Source organism: Bradyrhizobium sp. Leaf396 (genome assembly GCF_001424605.1).
Classification (GTDB): Bacteria; Pseudomonadota; Alphaproteobacteria; order Rhizobiales; family Xanthobacteraceae; genus Bradyrhizobium; species Bradyrhizobium japonicum_C.
The window spans coordinates 21,720-42,402 of record NZ_LMQJ01000031.1; the positions used below are offsets into that span (position 1 = coordinate 21,720).

General features: G+C 63.9%; 19 protein-coding genes. 8 read left to right on the forward strand and 11 right to left on the reverse strand.

Annotated features, from left to right (window positions below; translation table 11 throughout):
• Positions 1–88: 88 nt before the first annotated feature.
• Complete coding sequence (locus tag ASG57_RS24340) at positions 89–865, reverse strand: DUF2189 domain-containing protein (protein ID WP_024340367.1); 777 nt, start codon at positions 863–865, stop codon at positions 89–91.
• A 237-nt stretch (positions 866–1,102) separates the two neighbouring features.
• Between ASG57_RS24340 and ASG57_RS24345 the strand changes: the two genes are divergently transcribed.
• On the forward strand, positions 1,103–3,334 hold the full coding sequence (locus ASG57_RS24345; protein WP_024340368.1) for an ATP-binding protein: 2,232 nt from the start codon (positions 1,103–1,105) through the stop codon (positions 3,332–3,334).
• A 1-nt stretch (position 3,335) separates the two neighbouring features.
• Here the strand turns inward: ASG57_RS24345 and ASG57_RS24350 are convergent, their stop codons facing one another.
• The 7 genes from ASG57_RS24350 to ASG57_RS24380 all read right to left on the reverse strand — a co-directional run bounded on the left by ASG57_RS24350 (position 3,336) and on the right by ASG57_RS24380 (position 8,990).
• Complete coding sequence (locus ASG57_RS24350) at positions 3,336–3,779, reverse strand: hypothetical protein (protein WP_024340369.1); 444 nt, start codon at positions 3,777–3,779, stop codon at positions 3,336–3,338.
• A 2-nt stretch (positions 3,780–3,781) separates the two neighbouring features.
• Complete coding sequence (locus ASG57_RS24355; protein ID WP_024340370.1) at positions 3,782–4,150, reverse strand: nuclear transport factor 2 family protein; 369 nt, start codon at positions 4,148–4,150, stop codon at positions 3,782–3,784.
• A 79-nt stretch (positions 4,151–4,229) separates the two neighbouring features.
• Positions 4,230–4,697, reverse strand: coding sequence for a MarR family winged helix-turn-helix transcriptional regulator (locus ASG57_RS24360; RefSeq protein WP_024340371.1), 468 nt, complete (start codon positions 4,695–4,697; stop codon positions 4,230–4,232).
• A gap of 9 nt (positions 4,698–4,706) precedes the next feature.
• Positions 4,707–6,317, reverse strand: a complete 1,611-nt coding sequence (locus ASG57_RS24365) for an acyl-CoA synthetase (protein WP_024340372.1) — start codon at positions 6,315–6,317, stop codon at positions 4,707–4,709.
• A 174-nt stretch (positions 6,318–6,491) separates the two neighbouring features.
• A complete protein-coding gene (locus ASG57_RS24370) occupies positions 6,492–7,628 on the reverse strand; it encodes an epoxide hydrolase family protein (RefSeq protein WP_024340373.1) in 1,137 nt (378 codons plus the stop codon).
• Between the two features lie 147 nt (positions 7,629–7,775).
• Complete coding sequence (locus ASG57_RS24375; RefSeq protein WP_024340374.1) at positions 7,776–8,231, reverse strand: GatB/YqeY domain-containing protein; 456 nt, start codon at positions 8,229–8,231, stop codon at positions 7,776–7,778.
• 30 nt (positions 8,232–8,261) lie between these two features.
• Entirely contained in the window at positions 8,262–8,990 is a 729-nt protein-coding gene (locus ASG57_RS24380; protein WP_024340375.1) for an alpha/beta fold hydrolase, read from the reverse strand.
• A 146-nt stretch (positions 8,991–9,136) separates the two neighbouring features.
• Here ASG57_RS24380 and carA point away from each other — a divergent pair, with 146 nt between their 5' ends.
• Positions 9,137–10,327: a glutamine-hydrolyzing carbamoyl-phosphate synthase small subunit gene (carA, locus tag ASG57_RS24385; RefSeq protein ID WP_024340376.1), complete on the forward strand. Its 1,191-nt coding sequence runs from the start codon at positions 9,137–9,139 to the stop codon at positions 10,325–10,327.
• A 46-nt stretch (positions 10,328–10,373) separates the two neighbouring features.
• On the opposite strand, the gene ASG57_RS24390 is transcribed toward carA, so the two are convergent.
• Entirely contained in the window at positions 10,374–10,589 is a 216-nt protein-coding gene (locus ASG57_RS24390; protein ID WP_024340377.1) for a hypothetical protein, read from the reverse strand.
• A gap of 147 nt (positions 10,590–10,736) precedes the next feature.
• On the opposite strand from ASG57_RS24390, the gene ASG57_RS24395 reads away from it, so the two are divergent.
• Positions 10,737–11,258, forward strand: a complete 522-nt coding sequence (locus tag ASG57_RS24395) for a hypothetical protein (RefSeq protein ID WP_024340378.1) — start codon at positions 10,737–10,739, stop codon at positions 11,256–11,258.
• 134 nt (positions 11,259–11,392) lie between these two features.
• Here ASG57_RS24395 and ASG57_RS24400 read toward each other — a convergent pair whose 3' ends face one another.
• Positions 11,393–11,917 (reverse strand): Dps family protein, encoded by a 525-nt coding sequence (locus ASG57_RS24400; RefSeq protein ID WP_024340379.1) that lies wholly within the window; start codon positions 11,915–11,917, stop codon positions 11,393–11,395.
• 106 nt (positions 11,918–12,023) lie between these two features.
• Between ASG57_RS24400 and ASG57_RS24405 the strand changes: the two genes are divergently transcribed.
• From ASG57_RS24405 to greA, 3 genes are all read left to right on the forward strand, one after another.
• The gene (locus ASG57_RS24405) at positions 12,024–12,725 is read left to right on the forward strand and encodes a class I SAM-dependent methyltransferase (RefSeq protein WP_024340380.1); all 702 of its coding nucleotides are present in this window, start codon (positions 12,024–12,026) and stop codon (positions 12,723–12,725) included.
• Positions 12,726–13,124: 399 nt separating this feature from the next.
• On the forward strand, positions 13,125–16,589 hold the full coding sequence (carB, locus tag ASG57_RS24410) for a carbamoyl-phosphate synthase large subunit (RefSeq protein WP_024340381.1): 3,465 nt from the start codon (positions 13,125–13,127) through the stop codon (positions 16,587–16,589).
• Positions 16,590–16,798: 209 nt separating this feature from the next.
• On the forward strand, positions 16,799–17,272 hold the full coding sequence (greA, locus tag ASG57_RS24415; protein ID WP_024340382.1) for a transcription elongation factor GreA: 474 nt from the start codon (positions 16,799–16,801) through the stop codon (positions 17,270–17,272).
• A gap of 288 nt (positions 17,273–17,560) precedes the next feature.
• On the opposite strand, the gene ASG57_RS24420 is transcribed toward greA, so the two are convergent.
• The gene (locus ASG57_RS24420) at positions 17,561–18,040 is read right to left on the reverse strand and encodes an Lrp/AsnC family transcriptional regulator (RefSeq protein WP_024340383.1); all 480 of its coding nucleotides are present in this window, start codon (positions 18,038–18,040) and stop codon (positions 17,561–17,563) included.
• Between the two features lie 267 nt (positions 18,041–18,307).
• Here ASG57_RS24420 and trxB point away from each other — a divergent pair, with 267 nt between their 5' ends.
• Entirely contained in the window at positions 18,308–19,273 is a 966-nt protein-coding gene (gene trxB / locus ASG57_RS24425) for a thioredoxin-disulfide reductase (protein WP_024340384.1), read from the forward strand.
• Positions 19,274–19,277: 4 nt separating this feature from the next.
• Positions 19,278–20,201 (forward strand): LysR family transcriptional regulator, encoded by a 924-nt coding sequence (locus tag ASG57_RS24430; protein ID WP_024340385.1) that lies wholly within the window; start codon positions 19,278–19,280, stop codon positions 20,199–20,201.
• Positions 20,202–20,683: the final 482 nt, after the last annotated feature.

The following is a 20,683-nucleotide window of genomic DNA, read 5'->3' on the forward strand; positions in this document are numbered from 1 at the left end:
ATGATGCGCAATTGCGCATCTGAGCATCGCGGCAGAGTTGGCGGACCGATGGATTCCGGGTCGCCCTCCGGGCGTTCCGGAATGACGATCAGGCGGGCAGCGGCGCCACCAGCCGCCGATACAGATGCCAGGTCGCATGCCCGAGCACCGGCAACGTCACGATCAGCCCGAGGAAGTAAGGCAACGCCGAGACGATCAGCAGCATCACGATCACGGCGGCCCACGAGATCATCGGCACCGGGCTCGTGACAACGGCGCGCACGCTGGTCACCATGGCCGTGACGAAATCGACGTCGCGGTCGAGCAGCAGCGGGAACGACACCACGGTCAGCGAGAAAAGGATCAGCGACAGCACGGCGCCCACGGCATTACCGATGCCGAGAAACAGCAGGCCCTCGTTGGTCGTCAGCACCACCGTCATGAATTCCTGAAGGCTCGAGAACGAGGCATTGAGGCCGAGCAGCAGCGCGATCAGGAGCCGCACCTGGTACATCCAGACCACGAATACGAACAGTGTGACGAAGGCCATCCAGCCGATCTCGCTGCGCGAACGGATGGCCGACCAGATCGCAGCGAATGAGACCGGCTCGCCGCGCTCGCGGCGGCGGCTGACTTCGTAGAGGCCGATCGCCACAAACGGTCCGATCAACGCAAAGCCCGCAGCCAGAGGATAGACCAGATAGACCATTCCAAAGGCGGTGAGGCAGAGCAGGATGGCGATGCCGCCGGCGGCATAGAGGCCGCCGAAACAAACACCATAAATCGGCAACGCCTGGAAATCGCGCAGCCCTTCGACCAGCGCCTCCGCGATGTCGGTCGCCGCCAGGGGACGGACCACCGGATCGACCTTGCCCGAGATGGACATCAATTTCCTCCGCAGATCGCGCGATCTTTCGCCGCGCGCATGCCGTAATATTAGCGCGGCCGCGCGGAGGCGCAACTTGATGCCGGCGGGTTCAAGAGAGCGGCGACATAGGAATGATCGCGAGGCGAAATCTTTAGTCTTCGGTGCGATATTGGCGCCGACGACTATGGACGTGCAGACGATCGTGCCTCAAATCATACCTTCGAGCATCCTCGCCCGAGAGCGGATCGCCCACCGATGAGCCTGCGTACCCGGTTACTGATCCTCGTCATCGCCGCCATGCTCGTGCCGGCGATCCTGGTCGGGCTCCGTTTTGTGCAGAACCGGGCCAGTGAGATCGACGCGGCGCTGGCCAATCTGGTCGCATCCGCCGACGATATCGCGAGCGATCTGGACGAGAAGATCCAGGGCACGGCCCAACTTCACTACGGGCTCGCCCGTGCCCGCGACCTCGACACGCGCGACAAGGCGGCGTGCTCGGCGTTTCTGTCCGACGTCCGCGAAGAATATCCGCAGTTCACGGGCATCCTGACCATCGATCCCGACGGCAAGCTGTTCTGTGACTCGCTGCGGACCGACCGCACGCTCGACCTGAACGACCGCGGCTATTTCAAGCAGGTGAAGAATCTTCAAGGGGGTGTCGCAGTGGAGCCGGTGTTCGGTCGGCTCACCGGATTGTCGGTGCTGCAGATCGCCTATCCCGTCCGATCGGAGGCGGGCGCGCTGAAGTTCGTGCTGCTCGCGTCATTCAACCTGAACAAGTTCGCAGAATTTCACGACAAGCGGCTGCTCGCCGAACAGGACATCCTTCTGATCGACGCCAAGGGTACGGTGCTGGTCGCCCCCAAGGGCGGCAGCTGGAGCGAGCCCGTCGGCGGATCCATCGCGGGCTCTGACCTATTCCGCTTTGCGGCAGCGGCCGATCGCGAGCCGTTTCACGAGGCGAGCGACCGCGAAGGCCGTACGCAGATCTGGTCCGTTGCCCGCTCACCTTCGATCCGCAAGGCCGGTCTCTACATCCTGGTCGGACGATCCAAGGACGGGCTGGTCGCGGCGGCAAACCGCCGACTCTACGAGGACGTGGCGATTCTCGCAGTAGCCTCGCTGCTGCTCCTGGCCGGCTTGTGGATTCTCACCACCCTAAGCATCGGCCGCCAGGTCGGGCGGCTCGCGGCCATGGCGAGGAGCCTCGGGCGCGGCGATCTCAGCGCGCGCATCCCGGAGCCCCACCCGGGCGGGGAGCTCGGCGGATTGATGACGCTGCTTAATAGCACGGCCGAATCGCTCGAGCAGCAGCGCACCGCCATCGCGGATCTCAGCCACAAGCTCAGCCAGTCCCAGAAGATGGAGGCCATGGGCCAGCTCACGGGCGGCGTGGCGCACGATTTCAACAATCTCCTGACCGTCATTCTCGGCAACGCGGAGCACCTTGCCGACAGGCTGGCGGGAAACAAGGAATTGCAAGGGATCGCCGGTGACATCGCAACCGCCGCCGAGCGCGGAGCCGACCTGACCAAGAGCCTGCTCGCCTTCGCGCGAAAGCAGCCTCTGAGGCCGCGAGATATCGACATCGCCGAGGAAGTTCTCGGCATGGAGCAGCTTCTGCGTCGGACCCTGGGCGAGCATATCGAGTGCCGCTTCGCGTTCGACCAAGATCTGTGGCCGGTCAGCGTCGATCCCGGCCAGCTGACGACGGCCCTGCTCAACCTCGTGCTCAACGCGCGCGACGCAATGCCGGAAGGCGGCAAGCTGACCGTCGAGCTTCGCAACAGCTCGCTCGGCGAATCCGATCTCGACGTCAACGGTGAACCGCGGCCCGGCGACTACGTCATGGTAGCTGTCACCGATACCGGCAGCGGCATGAACTCCGAAGTGGCGAGCCGCGCGTTCGAGCCGTTCTTCACAACCAAGGAAGTCGGCAAAGGGACCGGTCTCGGCCTGAGCATGGTCTACGGATTTGCACAACAATCCGGCGGACTTGTGCAAATGCAGTCCGAACCGGGACAAGGCAGCGTCGTCAGGCTCTTCTTCCCGCGTGTCGCCGCAGCACAGAACGAGAATCCGACGCCGACCGAGCCGTTCAACACGTCAGACGGACGCGAAACGATTCTTCTCGTCGAGGACGACGAGATGGTGCGTGCCTATGTTGAAAGCGAGCTCAAGACGCTGGGCTATCGCGTCATCGCGACGTCGAACGGGTCCGCAGCGCTGGCTGTGCTGCGCCAGCCAGACGAGATCCATCTGCTGTTCACCGACGTCGTGATGCCCGGCGGCATGTTCGGACCGGAGCTGGCGAGGCAGGCAACCGGCCTGCGGCCTGGTCTCAAGGTTCTCTTCACCTCCGGCTACAGCCAAGATCCCGTTAGGACACCCGACGGAATCGGCGACGCCCTCATCTTGAACAAGCCGTTCCGGCGCAAGGATCTTGCTGCAATGCTGCGGGCCGCTCTTTCGGAGCCGTCTCGGTAGATCAGGACCCGATTGCGAGCTGGAGCGCCACGGCGAGATTGGCCGCGAACAGAGCAGCGTCGACAACGAAGATCCGGAGCATCGGGCCTTTCAGCACCGGCCAGTACGCCACGCCGACGCGGCCGCCGCGCATCAGCACGGGGACGTTGTACGCGAACTGGCTGAAATGGCAGGCGGCGAAGAACAGGAACAGCGCGAGTTGAGCTTCGACCGGCTGGAAGAAGGACGGTCGGGCGACCAGTAGGTAGAGCGAGAGGAGTCCGATCGGCAGATTCATTCCGCCGAGGAACGCGACGCTTGCCGCAAGGGTGGGCGCGATCGGATTGCTGCGTTCTTCGCGCGGCAGCAGGATCTTCAGCGTGTTGGTTTGCGCGATGCTGAACTGGATGAAGGCCCCCACGAACCAGAGCGTGTTGAGAAGCAGAACGATATCGATCAGGCGCATGGTTATTTTCCGTAGAAGGCTTCGCTACGCACCACGCGGCCCGCATCGTCGAAGTCCATGAATTCGCTGGCGCGCGTATCGCCCAGTTGCCACCACACCGTCAGCCGCGCGATCGCCTCATCCCAGCTCCAGCTCAGTATCTTCAGGTCGGCACTCTCAACGTGGCCATAGGCTTTCCGCCAGTAGGCGCGGATGCTCTCGGCGCCGATGACGGACGGACACCCCGTCAGGGTGAGAGCAAGAGGGCTGCGCATCTGCGCATTCTCGGCGAAATGCGCGACGACCGCATCGATATCGACCCTGCACCAACTCGCGCACCATGCCGCAACGAAGCGTTCCGCGGCCGCGCGATTCATTGCCTGTCCGCTCATGACACGGCTCCTCCCTGGCTCGTCGCCGGGAAAGTGGCGCATCCCGCATCTCATGTCAACCATGTTGACTTTAGAATCGTCAGTTGTTGTCGGCGATCGCCTCCATCACGCCCATCCAGCCGGCCGCACCGGACGCTCCGACGCGATCGAACGCCTCGCGCATCACGTTGCGCTCGTGATCCGACGCGCGCTGCTCGACGCGCCGTCCCGCCTCCGTCAGGCGCAGCAGTTTCGAGCGGTGCTGCTCAGGTGAACGCTTCGAGGTCAGGAGCTTGCGCTCCAGGAGCAGATTGAGCGGCCGGTTGACCGCCTGCTTGGAAATGCCGAGGATCTCGATCAGCGCGCCGATCGCGATGTCCGGCCGGCGCGCCACCACGTAGAGGATGCGGTGATGCGGACGCGACAGGCCCTGCTTCGCAAGATATGCGTCGGCCTCCAGCGTCATCCCGCGCCAGCCGTAATACATCAGCTCCAGCGCCGCATCGAGTTCGTTCAGCTTTGCAAGTGAGGCGCGGTGAAGCCCCGTGGCGTGAGAGGTCTTGGCCATCGTCGGAAGCTAGCCCCTCGCCCGCAATTCGCGCCGCAGCACCTTGCCGGTCGCCGTCATCGGCAGCGTCTCCGTGAACTCGACGAAGCGGGGGTATTCGTGGGCTGCAAGCTGCACCTTGACGAACTCCTGGATCTCGCGCGAGAGCGCATCGCTGCCGGCAAAGCCCGGGCGCAGAACGATCCAGGCCTTGATCGACTCCGTGCGGATCGGATCGGGAATGCCGACCACGGCCGCCATCGCCACCGACGGATGCTTCATCAGCGTGTGCTCGATCTCGGACGGGCCGACGCGATAGCCGGCGGTGGTGATGACGTCATCCTCGCGGCTGACGTACCAGAAGTATCCGTCCTCGTCCTGCACACCGAGATCGCCGGTGAGGAGGAAGTCGCCGGCATATTTCTTCGCCGTCGCCTCTGGATTGCGCCAATATTCAAGCATGGTGACGGGACATGGCTGGCGGACGCCGATGATGCCGCGCTGCCCCCGTGGCAATTCCTCGCCCTTCTCGTTGACGATGCGGACGTCGAAGCCCGGCGTGGCCTTGCCCATCGAGCCGGGGCGGATCGGAAACAGGTTCGAGTTGCTGCCGATCACTAGATTGCACTCGGTCTGGCCGAACACCTCGTGCGCATCGATGCCGAAGGTCTCGCGCACCCAGCCGAGCAACTCGCCGCCGAGGGACTCGCCGCCAGTGAAGATGCTGCGCAGCTTGACGCCGGTATGCTTCACGCCGGCCTGCCGCATCAGCTTCAGCGCGGTCGGCGGCAGGAAGACATTGCGTACGCCGAGATCGGCCATCATCTGCATCGCCGCTTGCGGCTCGAACTTTCGCGCGCGGTGGCCGACCAGCGGGATGCCGTGGTACCAGAACGCCAGCAGGCCGTTGACGAGGCCGCCGATCCAGGCCCAGTCCGCCGGCGTCCACATGAGATCGCCGGGCTTGGGTAAGAAGTTGTGGCACATCTCAACGTTCGGGAGATGACCGAGCACGACCCGATGCGCATGCAGCGCACCCTTCGGATTGCCCGTGGTGCCCGAGGTGTAGATGATCAGCGCGGGATCGTCGCACGAGGTATCGACCCGCGGGAAGTCGGGCGAGGCGGTGTTCAACGCGTCCCAGAAAGATTTCGTGCCGGGCGGCGCGCGGCCGCCGACCACATAGACATTCTTCAGGTCAGGCAGGCGGTCGCGGATCCTTGCGAGCTTCTGCCAGCCGCCTTCATCGGTGACGATGGCCTTGGCCTGCGAATTCGACAGGCGGAATTCCAGCGCGTCCTCGCCAAACAGCGCAAACAGCGGGATCGAGATCATGCCGGAGCGGAACGCCGCCATATGCGCGATCGGCAATTCCAGCGACTGCGACAAGAAGACGGCGACGCGGTCGCCACGGTGCAGCCCATCTGCCTTCAGCACGTTGGCGAAGCGACGCGACATCTCCGCCATCTCGTCGAAAGAGGTGCGCGTGGTGGCGCCGTTCTCGTCGGCATAGATCAGCGCGAGCCGCCCCGTGCCGTCGGCATGACGATCACAGCACGCTTCCGCGATGTTGAAGCGCGCGGGGACGTCCCAGCGGAAGTTGCGATAGAGCTCGTCGTAGGTTTTGGCTTCGATCAGCATAGTCGTTCCCGGGCAGCGTCGTCCCGGCCGGGCTTGTCCCGGCCGTCCATGTTCTTTTTGGCGGTCAGTTTAAGGCCGTGGGGGCCCGGGACAAGCCCGGGCATGAGGACGGAGAGAATCCCCTCTCTCTGTCATTCCAGGTTCGCCCTGCGGGCGCCCCGAACGACAGTGGGGTCACCGCACGGTCGCGAAGAACGTCCTGACATCGCGGATGAACAGCTCCGGCTGTTCGAATGCCGCGAAATGGCCGCCCTTTTCCATCTCGCTCCAGTGGGTGATGTTAGGGAAGTTCGGCTCCATCCACCGCCGCACCGGCGTGACGATCTCCTTGGGGAACACGGCGACACCCGTCGGCACCTTCACCACCGGCGTCGCGCGGCGCTTGCCAAAGCTCTCCCAATAGAGCCGCGCGGAGGAGGTTGCCGTCGCGGTCGCCCAATAGAGCATGACGTTGTCGAGCAGCTCGTCCCTCGTGAGGATGTTCTCGGGGTGTCCGTTGCAATCGGTCCAGGCCCAGTACTTTTCCAGGATCCAGGCCGCCTGTCCGCTCGGTGAATCCGTCAAGCCGTAGCCAAGCGTCTGCGGACGCGTCGACTGCTGCTTGGAGTAGCCGGAATCGAGATCGGCATAGTGCTTGAGGCCGGCGAGCGCACGCTTCTCCTCCGCCGTCGGCTCGCCCTCGACCTTCGGTGCCGCGCTGAAGGCCAGCGTGATGTGGATGCCGGCGCAATGCTCGGCATCCTGCGCGCCGAGCGAACTCGTCACCGCCGAGCCCCAGTCGCCGCCTTGCGCGCCGTAACGCGCGTAGCCGAGCCGGGCCATCAGCTTCGCCCAGGTCGCGGCGATGCGATCGACGCCCCAGCCGGTGGTCTTCGGCTTGGCCGAGAAGCCGAAGCCGGGCAGCGAGGGACAGATCACGTGGAACGCATTGGCGGGACTGCCGCCATGCGCGGCGGGATCGACCAGCGGCGCGATCACCTTCTGGAACTCGACGATCGAGCCCGGCCAGCCATGGGTGATGATCAGCGGCAGCGCGGACGGCTCCTTCGAGCGCACATGGATGAAGTGGATGTCGAGCCCGTCGATCTCGGTGGTGAACTGCTCGAAGCGGTTCATCTTCGCTTCGCGCGCGCGCCAGTCGTAGTCCTTGGCCCAGTAGCTACACATCTCCTGGATCCATCGCAGCGGCGCACCCTGGCTCCAGTCGTCGACCAGCTCCGCCTCCGGCCAACGCGTACGGGCGAGGCGTGATTTCAGGTCCGCCAGGACGTCGTCGCTGATGGCGATACGAAACGGCTTGATGGCGGTCATCGGTTGCCTCCCAGTTCTTCTTGTCATTCCGGGGCGCGCGGAGCGCGAGCCCGGAATCCATATCGCAACGGAGTTCGGTGGCCGATGGATTCTGATGCGCAATTGCGCATCACAGCTCGAGGACTCGCGTCGTCCCGGAATGACAGCTCAACTGGACAGCGCGGCCTTCACCAAGCCGGACGCCTTGCCGAAATCCATCTGGCCGGCGTATTTCGCGCGCAGCGCGGCGATCACCTTTCCCATGTCCTTCATGCCGCTCGCGCCCGTCTCGGCGATCGCATCCGTGATTGCCTTCTTCACGTCGTCGTCCGACATCTGTTGCGGCAGATATGTCGAGATCACCGCGATCTCCTCGCGCTCTTGCGCGGCCAGCTCGGCACGGCCGCCCTTGTCGTAGAGCTCGACCGCCTCCTGGCGCTGCTTGATCATTTTCTGCAGCACGGCGAGGATCTCGGCGTCCGACAGCGGAGGCTTGCCGCTGCCCCGGGCGTCGATATCGGCGTTCTTGATGGTCGAGTTGACCATGCGAAGCGTGGACAGCTTGCGCTCGTCCTTGGCCTTCATGGCCTCCTTGACCGCATTGTTGATGTCGTCGCGCAGCATGTCGTGATCCCTTCGAGATAGACGCCTGATCTAGGCCGTTCGCGCCCCTGAGACAACCTCGCTCCCTAGCCATTCGATGAGCGCCCGCACGGTCGCTTCCGGCTGCTCGGCTTGCGGCAGGTGCCCGCAGCGATCGAGGATCACGAGTCTCGCGCCGGCGATGCCTTCCGCCATCTCCTTCGAGAGCGCATTCGGGATCGTGTTGTCGGCATCGCCTGTCAGTACCAACGTCGGGCAGGTAATCGTCGACAGCGTCGGGCGTGAGTCCACACGCGCGATGATCGCGGTCTGCTGCCGCAGATAGCCCTCGACGCCGACATCGTCGTCCTGCGCATGCACGAGCTCGAGAATATCGGCATCATCGCGCCGCGATGGATGCACCAGCTCCGGAAAGCTCTCCTCACGGATGGCGCGGAGCTCGCCCCGCCTCGCACGCTCCATCAGGCCACGGCGACGGGCGGTCGCCTCCGGCGTGTCGGGCCGCGCCTGGGTGTTGATCAGCGCGAGCTTCGTCACGCGCTCGCCCGCCTGACGTATGATCTCGAACGCGATATAACCGCCCATGGAATGGCCGGCGAGGGCAAAGCGCGGCGGGGCGTCAGCGAGGATCCGGCCGGCGATCGCGGCCATGCTGTCGTCGCGGATGTGGTTGGCGACCGTCACCGGTCCGAAACGCCAGAGTGCGGGGATCACGGGAGCATAGATCCGGGCCGAGGAGGCCAGCCCCGGAACCAGCACAATCGGGGTCGTTCGGTCCATTATTGCCTCGTAAGCCCCAAGATTTGCCGGAAATTAGCCGGCCGAGCTTAAGCGCCCAAGGAGGCCTGTCAAATATGCAAAAACGCATGTGAATCGGCGCTTCTCCGCTTTGACGGCGGCGCCTGCGAGGACTATGAAGCGGGCTCATGACACAACATGACAACGATACCGCTTGGCCGGACCACAAACCGACCGCGCTCCTCGTGCTTGCCGATGGCACGGTGCTCGAAGGCTTCGGTCTCGGCGCCGAAGGCCACGCCGTCGGCGAGGTCTGCTTTAACACCGCGATGACCGGGTACGAGGAGATCCTGACCGATCCCTCCTATGCCGGACAGCTCATCACCTTCACCTTCCCGCATATCGGGAACGTCGGCACCAACGACGAGGATATCGAGACGGTGAACATGGCCGCGACGCCCGGTGCGCGCGGCGTGATCCTGCGTACAGCGATTACAGATCCGTCGAACTACCGCGCTACCAAGCATCTCGACGCTTGGCTGAAGGCACGCGGCATCATCGGCCTCTCCGGCATCGACACCCGCGCACTGACCGCGCTGATCCGCTCCAAGGGCATGCCCAACGCCGTGATTGCGCATTCCAGGACCGGCGAGTTCGATCTGCATGGCCTCAAGGAAGAGGCACGCGAATGGCCGGGCCTCGAGGGCATGGACCTCGTGCCGATGGTCACGAGCGGCCAGCGCTTCACCTGGGACGAGACGCCCTGGCTGTGGGACAAGGGTTTTGGCCGGCAGGACAAGCCGGAGTTCAACGTCGTCGCGATCGACTACGGCATCAAGCGCAACATCCTGCGCCTGCTCGCCGGCGTCGGCTGCAAGGTGACGGTGGTGCCGGCGACGACCTCGTCCGAGGACATCCTGGCGATGAAGCCGGACGGCGTGTTCCTGTCCAACGGTCCGGGCGATCCCGCCGCCACTGGCAAATATGCCGTGCCGGTGATCCAGGACGTGATCAAGTCGGGCACACCGACCTTTGGCATCTGCCTCGGCCACCAGATGCTGGGCCTTGCCGTCGGCGCCAAGACCAAGAAGATGCATCAGGGCCATCACGGCGCCAATCATCCCGTCAAGGACGAGACCACCGGCAAGGTCGAGATCACCTCGATGAACCATGGTTTTGCCGTCGACGAGACGACCCTGCCGAAGGGCGCGACGCAGACCCACATCTCGCTGTTCGACGGCTCCAATTGCGGCATCCAGCTCGACGGCAAGCCGGTGTTCTCGGTGCAGTACCATCCCGAGGCGTCGCCCGGCCCGCGCGACTCGCATTATTTGTTCCAGCGCTTTGCCGATTTGATGCGGCAAAAGAAGAGCGCTTGAGATGACAAGCTGACCCGACGGATGAAGCCGCCGGGCCCGGCTTCAATCACGGACGCATGAACATGAAGTCCGTGTCGGGATCGCAGTTCTCGGCGATGAAGCGCAGCTCCGCCTGGATGTCGGCGACCGATCTCGTCTCCAGATATTTCGAGATCACCAGATTCAGCAAGGCACGACAGACGGCTTCGTGCCCGAGGCCGGCCGTCTCCGCCTCGTCGACGGCCGCCGAAAAATGTCGCTGCGCAACGTCGGATGCGTACATGGCGCTCCCCTTCTTTCGCTTCGATTTGCGTGCCCGCCAATGGCCGCCTGCGCCTTGATCTCCGTCAATTCGGCCTGTGGACTGCCGGGAGGAACAAGGGGACGGCCGTCGTCTTGACCCCAAACGGTTATTACCCGGAGCCCCACCATGTCCGTGGTCCGCGACAAAGCCGAGCCGCTCGCCATCGTCTTCGAGGACGATGGCCTCGTGCCGAACAACATCCTTCCGTTCCTGGTCTACCAGCGCGCGGTCAAGCTCGATCCAGGGCGCCCGGAGGAGACCATCGAAGACCTGTTCGAAGCAAACGGCTGGGGCGGGACGTGGCGCAACGGCGTCTACGACTATCTGCATTATCACGCGACCGTGCATGAGGCGCTCGGCGTCGCCCGCGGCAGCGCCCGCGTCCGCTTCGGCGGCGATCACGGCCAGGAGCTTCACATCACGGCCGGCGACGTCGCAATCCTGCCGGCCGGCACAGGCCACCAATGCGTCCAAGCGAGCGACGACTTCTGCGTGATCGGCGCCTATCCGCCGGGCGCCAAGATGGAGATCACGCAGGCGACGGCGGAGAACCACGCCAGGGCGCTGAAGACAATCCCGGAAGTTGCCCTGCCGCCGGCCGACCCTGTGACGGGCAAGGACGGGGCATTGATGCGGCTGTGGCGATAGCCGCAAGCGTGTGCCTTAGGTGGGTTGGCCGAAGGCGTAACCCACCGTCTCTTTCACCGCGGATACCAAGCGGCGGGTTACACGGGGCGATTGCGCTTCGCGCAATCCATGGCTTACCCACCCTCCCCACCCCGTTACGCCGCGTTGCTGCCTTCCTGGCGGCTGGCTTCGAACAGGAACCAGGTGCGGCGCTCGGTCTCGTCGATGAAGTTCTCGAGGATGCTGGCGCTCGCGATATCGCCGGCTTCGTCGCAGACATCATGCGCTTTGCGCATCGCCGCTGCCATCTGCTTGTTGTCCTGCATCAGTTCGCGCAGCATCTCGCGCGGCGGGACGTAGTCCTCGTTGTTGTCCTTGATGGTCTGGAGCTTTGCGATCTGGCCGATCGACTTCAGCGTGGTGCCGCCGATCTTGCGGACGCGCTCGGCAAGCTCGTCGGTGGTGGCGAAGATCTGGTCGGACTGCTCGTCCAGCAGCAGATGGTAATCGCGGAAATGCCGGCCGCTGACGTGCCAGTGGAAATTCTTGGTCTTCAGATACAGCGCGAACGCGTCGGCCAGAAGCACGTTGAGCGCCTCCGAAACCTTTTTGGCACCGTCGGACGACAGATCGGTGGGGGTATCGAGATCGGGCGAGATCTTGTTGCTGGTTTTGCTCACGGGAAACCTTCCTGTTAGGACGCGGGAGATTGACGGCGCAGCGTCGCACCCCTAACGCAAAGGCGGACAGCACGGTTCCTAGATAGGAACCGCCGGACGGGATACCATGGACGATTGGATCGATTATTACGACTCCACGCATACGATCTATGTCAGCAAGCTGCATCGCGACTTGCATTTCCAGATCATTGCGCGGGACATCATCGGCTATATCCCCTCGCCCGAGGCGGTCGTGCTGGACTATGCCTGCGGGGAAGCGCTCTCGGCGAGCCAGGTGGCAGCCGCCTGCGGCCAGCTGATCCTGGCAGAGCCCGCGCCGGGCGTGCGCGGGCGGCTGATAGCGCGGTTCGCCCCGAACACCAAGATCCGCGTCCGCTCGCTCGACGACGTCCGCAAGATGCCGGACCAGTCGATCGACCTCGTCGTGATGAACTCGGTCGCGCAATACATGACGCCGGCCGAACTCGATGCCGCGCTGCTGAACATTCGCCGCATCCTGAAGCCCTCGGGCAAGCTGGTCCTCGGCGACATCCTCCAGCCCAATGTCGGCATGGTCAGGGACGTCGCGGCGCTGCTCGGCTTCGGCCTGCGCCACGGTTTCCTGAAGGATGCGCTGATCGGGCTGATCAGCACCGCGCTGTCGGATTACCGGCAGTTGCGCTCGAAGATCGGGCTGCAACGCTACAGCGAGGACGAGATCACCGCCAAGCTGAAAGCAGCAGGCTTCGCGACCCAGCGCGCCCACAGCAACATCGGCCATAATCGCTGGCGCATGACCTTCATCGCGCGGCCGCCTCTGGTCCGTTAAGCATAACGATCAGCTGAGGTGGCTTGGCGCACGCTGATCGGGAATAATCCTGATGGCCCGGTGGCGGAAATGTCTACGCGGGGGCGGTGCATCGCTCTTCATCCTGGTTCAAATCCAGGCCGGGTCTCCAGCCTTCGCTGGCTTCGCCAGCTTCGGCTCGGCAAGCCTGACCTGAAGAAGGCTGCCGCGACGAAGCCGGAGGGCGAAGCCGGGCACGCTCGGCAGATTGCCCAAACCCCTGAAAATTGCCGGTTGATGGGCGTTTTTCGGGGTTTCGCCGCTCCAAAAACTGGTTTAAGACCCACCCCGCGCGCGAGGGAGACCCCGCGCTCTCGCCAAATGGGGACGCGCGGCAAGCGCGCCCTTTTTTTGTGCCCAGATCCCAGCCCGTGAGCGGTGATGCCCAAACGAACCGACATCTCGACCATCCTGATCATCGGCGCCGGTCCCATCGTGATCGGCCAGGCCTGCGAGTTCGATTATTCGGGCACGCAGGCGGTGAAGACGCTGAAGGAAGAGGGCTATCGCATCGTCCTCGTCAATTCGAACCCGGCCACCATCATGACCGATCCCGAATTGGCCGATGCGACCTATATCGAGCCGATCACGCCCGAGATCGTCGCCAAGATCATCGAGAAGGAACGTCACGTCATTCCCGGCGGCTTCGCGTTGCTGCCGACCATGGGCGGTCAGACCGCGCTGAACTGCGCGCTGTCGCTGCGCAGACAGGGTACTCTGGAAAAGTTCGACGTCGAGATGATCGGCGCGACCGCTGATGCGATCGACAAGGCGGAGGACCGCCAGCTGTTCCGCGAGGCCATGACCAAAATCGGGCTCGAGACGCCGAAATCGCGGCTCGCCAATGCCTCCGAGCTGAAGAAGTCGTTCCGCGACAAGTATCAGGCCGCGCGCGCAAAAGCTTCGGGCGCCGAGCTCGAAGAGCTCGACCGGCAATGGGTGCTGGGCGAGAGCGAGCGCCGCAAACGCTACCAGGAATATGCACTCGGACAGGCGATGATGGCGCTGTCCGAGATCGGCCTGCCCGCGATCATCCGCCCCTCCTTCACGATGGGCGGCACCGGCGGCGGCATCGCCTACAACAAGGAGGAATTCCTCGACATCATCGAGCGCGGGCTCGATGCATCTCCCACCAACGAAGTGCTGATCGAAGAATCCGTGCTCGGCTGGAAAGAGTACGAGATGGAGGTGGTGCGCGACAAGAACGACAATTGCATCATCGTCTGTTCAATCGAGAACCTCGACCCGATGGGCGTGCACACGGGCGATTCCATCACGGTGGCGCCGGCGCTGACGCTGACGGACAAGGAATACCAGATCATGCGCGACGCCTCGCTGGCGGTGTTGCGCGAGATCGGCGTCGAGACCGGCGGCTCCAACGTGCAGTTCGGCGTCAATCCCGAGGACGGCCGCATGGTCGTCATCGAGATGAATCCGCGCGTGTCGCGCTCCTCGGCGCTGGCCTCGAAGGCCACCGGCTTTCCGATCGCCAAGGTCGCCGCCAAGCTCGCCGTCGGCTACACCCTGGACGAGATCGCCAACGACATCACGGGCGGCGCCACGCCTGCCTCGTTCGAGCCGACCATCGACTACGTCGTCACCAAGGTGCCGCGTTTTGCCTTCGAGAAATTCCCGGGCGCCTCGACCACGCTGACCACGTCGATGAAGTCGGTCGGCGAAGTCATGGCGATCGGCCGTACCTTCCAGGAGAGCCTGCAGAAGGCGCTGCGCGGGCTCGAAACCGGATTGACCGGCCTCGACGAGATCGAGATCGAGGGCCTCGGTCGCGACGACGACAAGAACGCGATCCGCGCCGCGCTCGGCACGCCGACGCCGAACCGCATTCTCCAGGTCGCCCAGGCCATGCGGCTCGGCTGGTCGAACGAGGACATCTTCAAGTCCTGCAAGATCGATCCGTGGTTCCTCGGCGAGATGCGCGGCATCGTGGACATGGAGGAGAAGGTCAGGAAGAAGGGCCTGCCCAACAACGCCTTCGGGATGCGCACGCTCAAGGCCATGGGTTTTTCCGACGCGCGACTCGCAGTGCTCGCCGAGACCACGGAAGCCGAGGTGACGGCGAAGCGCCACGCGCTCGGCGTTCGCCCGGTCTACAAGCGCATCGACACCTGCGCGGCCGAGTTCGCCTCGCCGACCGCCTACATGTATTCGACTTACGAAGCGCCGTTCGCGGGTGCGCTGGCGGACGAAAGCACCCCGTCGGACAAGAAGAAGGTCATCATTCTCGGCGGCGGACCGAACCGCATCGGCCAGGGCATCGAGTTCGACTATTGCTGCTGTCACGCCTGCTTTGCACTGCACGACGCGGGCTACGAATCGATCATGGTGAACTGCAATCCGGAGACGGTGTCGACCGACTACGACACCGCCGACCGGCTCTATTTCGAGCCGCTCACCGCTGAGGACGTGCTGGAGATCATCGCCAAGGAGCGCAGCAAGGGCACGCTGCACGGCGTGATCGTGCAGTTTGGCGGCCAGACGCCGCTGAAGCTGGCACGCGCGCTGGAAGCCGCTGAAGTGCCGATCCTCGGCACATCGCCGGATGCCATCGATCTTGCCGAGGACCGCGACCGATTCAAGCGCGTGCTCGACAAGCTCCGCCTCAAGCAGCCGAAGAACGGCATTGCTTATTCGGTCGAACAGGCACGGCTGGTTTCAGCCGATCTCGGCCTGCCGCTGGTGGTGCGCCCATCCTACGTGCTCGGCGGCCGCGCCATGCAGATCATCCGCGAGGAGAACCAGCTCAACGACTATCTGCTCGGCACGCTGCCGGAGCTGGTGCCGGCCGACGTCAAGGCGCGCTATCCGAACGACAAGACGGGGCAGATCAACACCGTGCTTGGCAAGAACCCGCTGCTGTTCGACCGTTATCTGTCAGACGCGACCGAGATCGACGTCGACTGCCTCTGCGACGGCAAGGATACCTTCATCGTCGGCATCATGGAGCACATCGAGGAAGCCGGCATCCATTCCGGCGACAGCGCCTGCTCGCTGCCGCCGCACTCGCTCGAGCCTGACATGATCGAGGAGCTGGAGCGGCAGACCCGCGAGCTCGCACTCGGCCTCGACGTCGTCGGCTTGATGAACGTGCAATACGCCATCAAAGACGGCGAGATCTACGTGCTCGAGGTCAATCCGCGCGCTTCGCGCACCGTGCCGTTCGTTGCCAAGGTGATCGGTACGCCAGTCGCCAAGATCGCCGCGCGCATCATGGCGGGCGAGAAGCTCGCCGACTTCAAGCTGAAGAAGGCGAAGCTCAATCACGTCGGCGTCAAGGAATCGGTGTTTCCGTTCGCGCGCTTCCCCGGGGTCGACACGGTGCTTGGGCCCGAGATGCGCTCGACCGGCGAGGTCATGGGCATCGACCGCTCGTTCGCGGTGGCCTTCGCCAAGAGCCAGCTCGGCGGCGGCACGCGGGTCCCGCGCAAGGGCACGGTGTTCGTCTCGGTGCGCGAAAGCGACAAGACGCGCATTGCCGAGGCAGTTCGCGAATTGCATTCGCTCGGCTTCAAGGTGCTGGCGACCTCGGGCACTCAGCGCTTCCTGACCGACCAGGGCATCCCGACCGAGAAGGTGAACAAGGTGCTGGAAGGGCGGCCGCACATCGTCGATGCCATTACCAATGGCGACGTCCAGCTCGTCTTCAACACCACCGAAGGCCCGCAGGCACTGGCCGACAGCCGTTCGCTGCGGCGCGCGGCCCTCTTGCATAAAGTGCCGTATTACACCACTCTTTCCGGGGCCGTGGCGGCCGCGCAGGGCATCCGCGCCTATCTGGGCGGGGACCTTGAGGTTCGTACCCTGCAGAGCTACTTTTCGGAAACCTGATTGCTGGCGGCAGCGAAGTTTCCGCTAAGTAATTGGCAATGAACCCACAATGGCCAGAGGAACTGTCCGGCCATGTGGTAGTTCTGTTCCGGCGCCAGACCCACATGAGATCCCGGTGGGTGCGTGTTCAGCCCCGGGGAGCACCGACGAATCAAGGTTGTCGCGCCCTTCGTTTTCTGGGGGCGCGCAGCTGAAGGACGAGAGAAAAGATGGAAAAGGTTCCGATGACCCAGGCCGGCTTTGTCGCGCTCGGGGAAGAATTGAAGAGGCGTCAGTCGGAGGACCGTCCGCGGATCATCGAGCATATCGCGGAGGCGCGCTCGCACGGAGACCTGTCGGAGAACGCGGAGTATCATGCCGCGAAAGAAGAGCAGTCCCATAATGAAGGCCGCATCGCCGAGCTCGAGGACAAGCTTGCGCGCGCCGACATCATAGACATCTCCAAGCTTTCCGGAGACACCATCAAGTTCGGCGCCACCGTGACGCTGGTCGACGAGGACACCGAGAAGAAGACGGTGTGGCAGATCGTCGGCGAGGTCGAGGCCGACGCCAAGAAGGGCCGCATCTCCATCACCTCGCCGCTCGCGCGCGCGCTGATCGGCAAGAAGAAGGGCGCCTCGGTCGAGGTCAACACGCCCGGCGGTGCCAAGGCGTATGAGATCACCAAGGTGGAGTGGCGGTAGGATTGGCCGCAGCGCTGACATTTTGAAAAAGGCCGCGCGTTGCGCGGCCTTTTTGTTTCGGTATGCCTGATGCATGTGACGAAGCACGCTTTCACCGCGCGTCACTGCGAGCGGTGTTGATACATCAGCGTCCACGTTTTCGTGTCCCGAACACGCTGCAACGCGTAGCGTTGCTGCGCGGAGCCGGCCCCAGAGAGGCAACGCAAGTACACACGGCGAGATCGGCCCCGGCTCAGCGACACACCAGTGCGTGCTGCGCTGCGTCCGGAGCACGAGAGCGGAGCGCGATCACCGCCGTCGCTTCACCTCCAGCGGCACGGCCGCCTCGTACTTCGAATTGTGCAGCACCAATGACGTGCGCACGTTGCGCACGTGGGGCGCCGCTGTCAGATGCGTGACGAAATCCTGGAAGGTAGCCATGTCGGGTGCGACACATTTCAGGATGAAATCGACCTCGCCCGATAGCATCCAGCATTCGCGCACCAAGGGCTCGGCGCGGACGAAGTCCTCGAAGGCGCGCAAATCAGCTTCCGCCTGGCTGGACAGATGCACGGCGGCGAACACGGTGACGTCGAAGCCCAGCTTGCGGGCGTCCAGGAGGCCGCGATAGCCGTGGATGTAGCCCTCCTCCTCCAGCGCCCGGACGCGGCGCAGGCAGGGCGGCGGCGAGATGCCGACGCGCTTGGCCAGCTCGACATTCGTGATTCGACCGTCAGCCTGAATCTCGGCGAGAATTTTAAGGTCGATCTCGTCTAGGTTCCGCGACACGTGATTGGAACTCCTGGCATTTGCGGAGGTATCGGGTGGATTTGTCGAAATCCTCATAGCCCAATCCGCGCGCTAAGCGCAATTTTATTGCGCGCGCAGCACAATCGACTTTTGTTCCGTGTTGGAAAAATCCGCCGTGAGGGAATGCAATTCTTGCATAGCTCACCAGAAGGCTTAGATTAGCTCTGATATTTCAGCGCCTGCGCTAGGCCTCCCGGCACTTTCCGCGTCCGCGCTGCAAATCCCCCGTGAAAGGCGTCCATCGAAATGTCCGCTCCTGTTCATGCAAAGGTCGTCATTATCGGCTCGGGCCCCGCCGGCTATACGGCGGCGATCTACGCGGCGCGTGCGATGCTCGAGCCGGTCCTGATCCAGGGTCTCCAGACGGGCGGTCAGCTCACCATCACCACCGACGTCGAGAACTATCCAGGCTTCGCCGACGTGATCCAGGGCCCCTGGCTGATGGAGCAGATGGAGAAGCAGGCACTCCATGTCGGCACCAGGATCGTCTCCGACCTCGTTACCAGGCTGGAGACGGCACAGCGACCGTTCCGCCTCACCTGCGACAGCGGCGACGTCTATCTCGCCGACGCCGTGATCCTCGCCACCGGCGCGCAAGCGCGCTGGCTCGGGCTGCCGTCCGAGGCGAAGTTCCAGGGTGGCGGCGTATCGGCTTGCGCCACCTGCGACGGCTTCTTCTATCGTGGCAAGGAAGTCATCGTGGTGGGCGGCGGCAACACCGCGGTCGAGGAAGCCCTTTATCTGACCAACCATGCCTCGCAGGTCACCATCGTGCACCGTCGCGACCATTTCCGCGCCGAGCGCATCCTGCAGGAGCGGCTGTTCAAGCATCCCAAGATCAAGGTGATCTGGGACTCGGCCGTCGACGAGATCTGCGGCACTGAGAACCCCAACAAAGTCACCCATGTCCGGCTCAAGAACGTCAAGACCGGCGCGCTGACTGACGTGAAGGCCGACGGCGTCTTCATCGCCATCGGCCACGCTCCGGCGACCGAACTCGTCAAGGATCAGGTCAAGCTCAAACCGTCGGGCTATGTCGAGGTCGCCCCGAACTCGACTGCCACCTCGGTGCCCGGCCTGTTCGCCGCCGGCGACGTCGCCGACGAGACTTATCGCCAGGCCGTGACGGCCGCCGGCCTCGGCTGCATGGCCGCACTCGAAGCCGAACGTTTCTTGGCCCTGCGCGCCAGCGAGCGCGCGGCAGCGGAATAGAATCATGCCTCGATCACGCGACGGATTTACGGATATGGACTGGGACAAGCTGAAGGTGTTTCACGCGGCGGCGGAGGCGGGCAGCTTCACGCATGCGGGAGAGCAGCTCGGCCTGTCGCAATCTGCGGTGTCGCGCCAGGTCTCGGCGCTGGAGCAGGAGCTCTCGGTCTCGCTGTTCCACCGCCACGCCCGCGGCCTGATCCTCACCGAGCAGGGCGACCTGCTCTTCCGCACCGCGCACGACGTGTTCATGCAGTTGCAGGCGGCGCGCGCGAAACTCACCGACAGCCGCGAGCGGCCGAGCGGTGACCTCAAGATCACCACCACGCCTGGCGTCGGCATCAACTGGCTGATCCCGCGGCTCGGCGAGTTCACCGGGCTCTATCCCGAGATCCGCATCTCGCTGATCGTCACCGACGAGGAGCTCGATCTGTCGATGCGCGAGGCCGACGTCGCGATCCGCACCCGCAAGCCGACGCAGCCGGACCTGATCCAGCGCAAGCTGTTCGCGATGGGCTTCCACGCCTATTGCTCGCCGGAATACATCAAGCGCTTCGGCACGCCGCGGACGCTCGAGGAGCTCGACTCCCATCGCATCATCACGCTCAGCGACGGCAACTTCGCGCCGCATCTGCAGAACCGCAACTGGCTGGTTGAAGCGGGCCGCAATGGCTCGGGTCCGCGCGAGGCCTATTTCAGGGTGAACAACATCCTCGGTCTCGTGCGCGCGTGTCAGCAGGGCCTCGGCATCGCCGCGCTGCCGGACTATCTGGTCGAGGAACAGAGCAAACTCGTGCAGCTGTTCGGCGAGTCGGATTCGATCCAGCTCGACACCTACTTTGTCTATCCCGAGGAATTGAAGACGGTCGCACGCGTGCAGGTGTTCCGCGATTTCGTGGTGAGCAAGGCACAGCGCTGGCCGTCGTGATTTCCGCATGACTGACATGCGGCCTCGGCTGTTGCTGCAGGGCACTCGGCAAGCCCATAATGTTTACACGCTGAGCCTTCGCGTCGCGCATTTGTCCCCCTCCTCCAGTGGCGCGGGAGTTCAGTAATCCCTCTTGGAAGGTGATTGTGTCGGCCTCACGTGGCCAATACCTAAGCCGGGCCTTCGGGTCCGGCTTTTTTTCGTCAAAGTGTCGCTTCGCCCTCCGCGTGTATTGACAGTTCCACGCATACCCAGCATCATCTGGACATGATCACGAAGTCGTGCGCATCCGTTTCGAAAAAAGGCCCCCATTCGGGGACCTCGGAATGTTGCGCGCACTAGGCTGACTTCGTCGTCGCTGCAATCCCGAAAACCCCGCCGCCTGCAGGCTGTGTGGAAACGATTGGAGGCTCCGGGTAACCGGGGCCTCTTTTGCTTCAGGTGCTTTCAGGCTGCGGCGGTTTTGATGTTGATGGCGCGGA

Bases quoted from the DNA above. Each gene is read 5' to 3' on its own strand.
- ASG57_RS24390 (WP_024340377.1), bottom strand. From the start codon at position 10,589: ATGTACGCATCCGACGTTGCGCAGCGACATTTTTCGGCGGCCGTCGAC.
- ASG57_RS24380 (WP_024340375.1), bottom strand. From the start codon at position 8,990: ATGGACCGAACGACCCCGATTGTGCTGGTTCCGGGGCTGGCCTCCTCG.
- greA (WP_024340382.1), top strand. From the start codon at position 16,799: ATGGAAAAGGTTCCGATGACCCAGGCCGGCTTTGTCGCGCTCGGGGAA.
- ASG57_RS24340 (WP_024340367.1), bottom strand. From the start codon at position 865: ATGTCCATCTCGGGCAAGGTCGATCCGGTGGTCCGTCCCCTGGCGGCG.
- trxB (WP_024340384.1), top strand. From the start codon at position 18,308: ATGTCCGCTCCTGTTCATGCAAAGGTCGTCATTATCGGCTCGGGCCCC.
- ASG57_RS24395 (WP_024340378.1), top strand. From the start codon at position 10,737: ATGTCCGTGGTCCGCGACAAAGCCGAGCCGCTCGCCATCGTCTTCGAG.
- ASG57_RS24405 (WP_024340380.1), top strand. From the start codon at position 12,024: ATGGACGATTGGATCGATTATTACGACTCCACGCATACGATCTATGTC.
- ASG57_RS24355 (WP_024340370.1), bottom strand. From the start codon at position 4,150: ATGAGCGGACAGGCAATGAATCGCGCGGCCGCGGAACGCTTCGTTGCG.
- ASG57_RS24375 (WP_024340374.1), bottom strand. From the start codon at position 8,231: ATGCTGCGCGACGACATCAACAATGCGGTCAAGGAGGCCATGAAGGCC.
- carB (WP_024340381.1), top strand. From the start codon at position 13,125: ATGCCCAAACGAACCGACATCTCGACCATCCTGATCATCGGCGCCGGT.
- ASG57_RS24365 (WP_024340372.1), bottom strand. From the start codon at position 6,317: ATGCTGATCGAAGCCAAAACCTACGACGAGCTCTATCGCAACTTCCGC.
- carA (WP_024340376.1), top strand. From the start codon at position 9,137: ATGACACAACATGACAACGATACCGCTTGGCCGGACCACAAACCGACC.
- ASG57_RS24350 (WP_024340369.1), bottom strand. From the start codon at position 3,779: ATGCGCCTGATCGATATCGTTCTGCTTCTCAACACGCTCTGGTTCGTG.
- ASG57_RS24360 (WP_024340371.1), bottom strand. From the start codon at position 4,697: ATGGCCAAGACCTCTCACGCCACGGGGCTTCACCGCGCCTCACTTGCA.
- ASG57_RS24430 (WP_024340385.1), top strand. From the start codon at position 19,278: ATGCCTCGATCACGCGACGGATTTACGGATATGGACTGGGACAAGCTG.
- ASG57_RS24345 (WP_024340368.1), top strand. From the start codon at position 1,103: ATGAGCCTGCGTACCCGGTTACTGATCCTCGTCATCGCCGCCATGCTC.
- ASG57_RS24370 (WP_024340373.1), bottom strand. From the start codon at position 7,628: ATGACCGCCATCAAGCCGTTTCGTATCGCCATCAGCGACGACGTCCTG.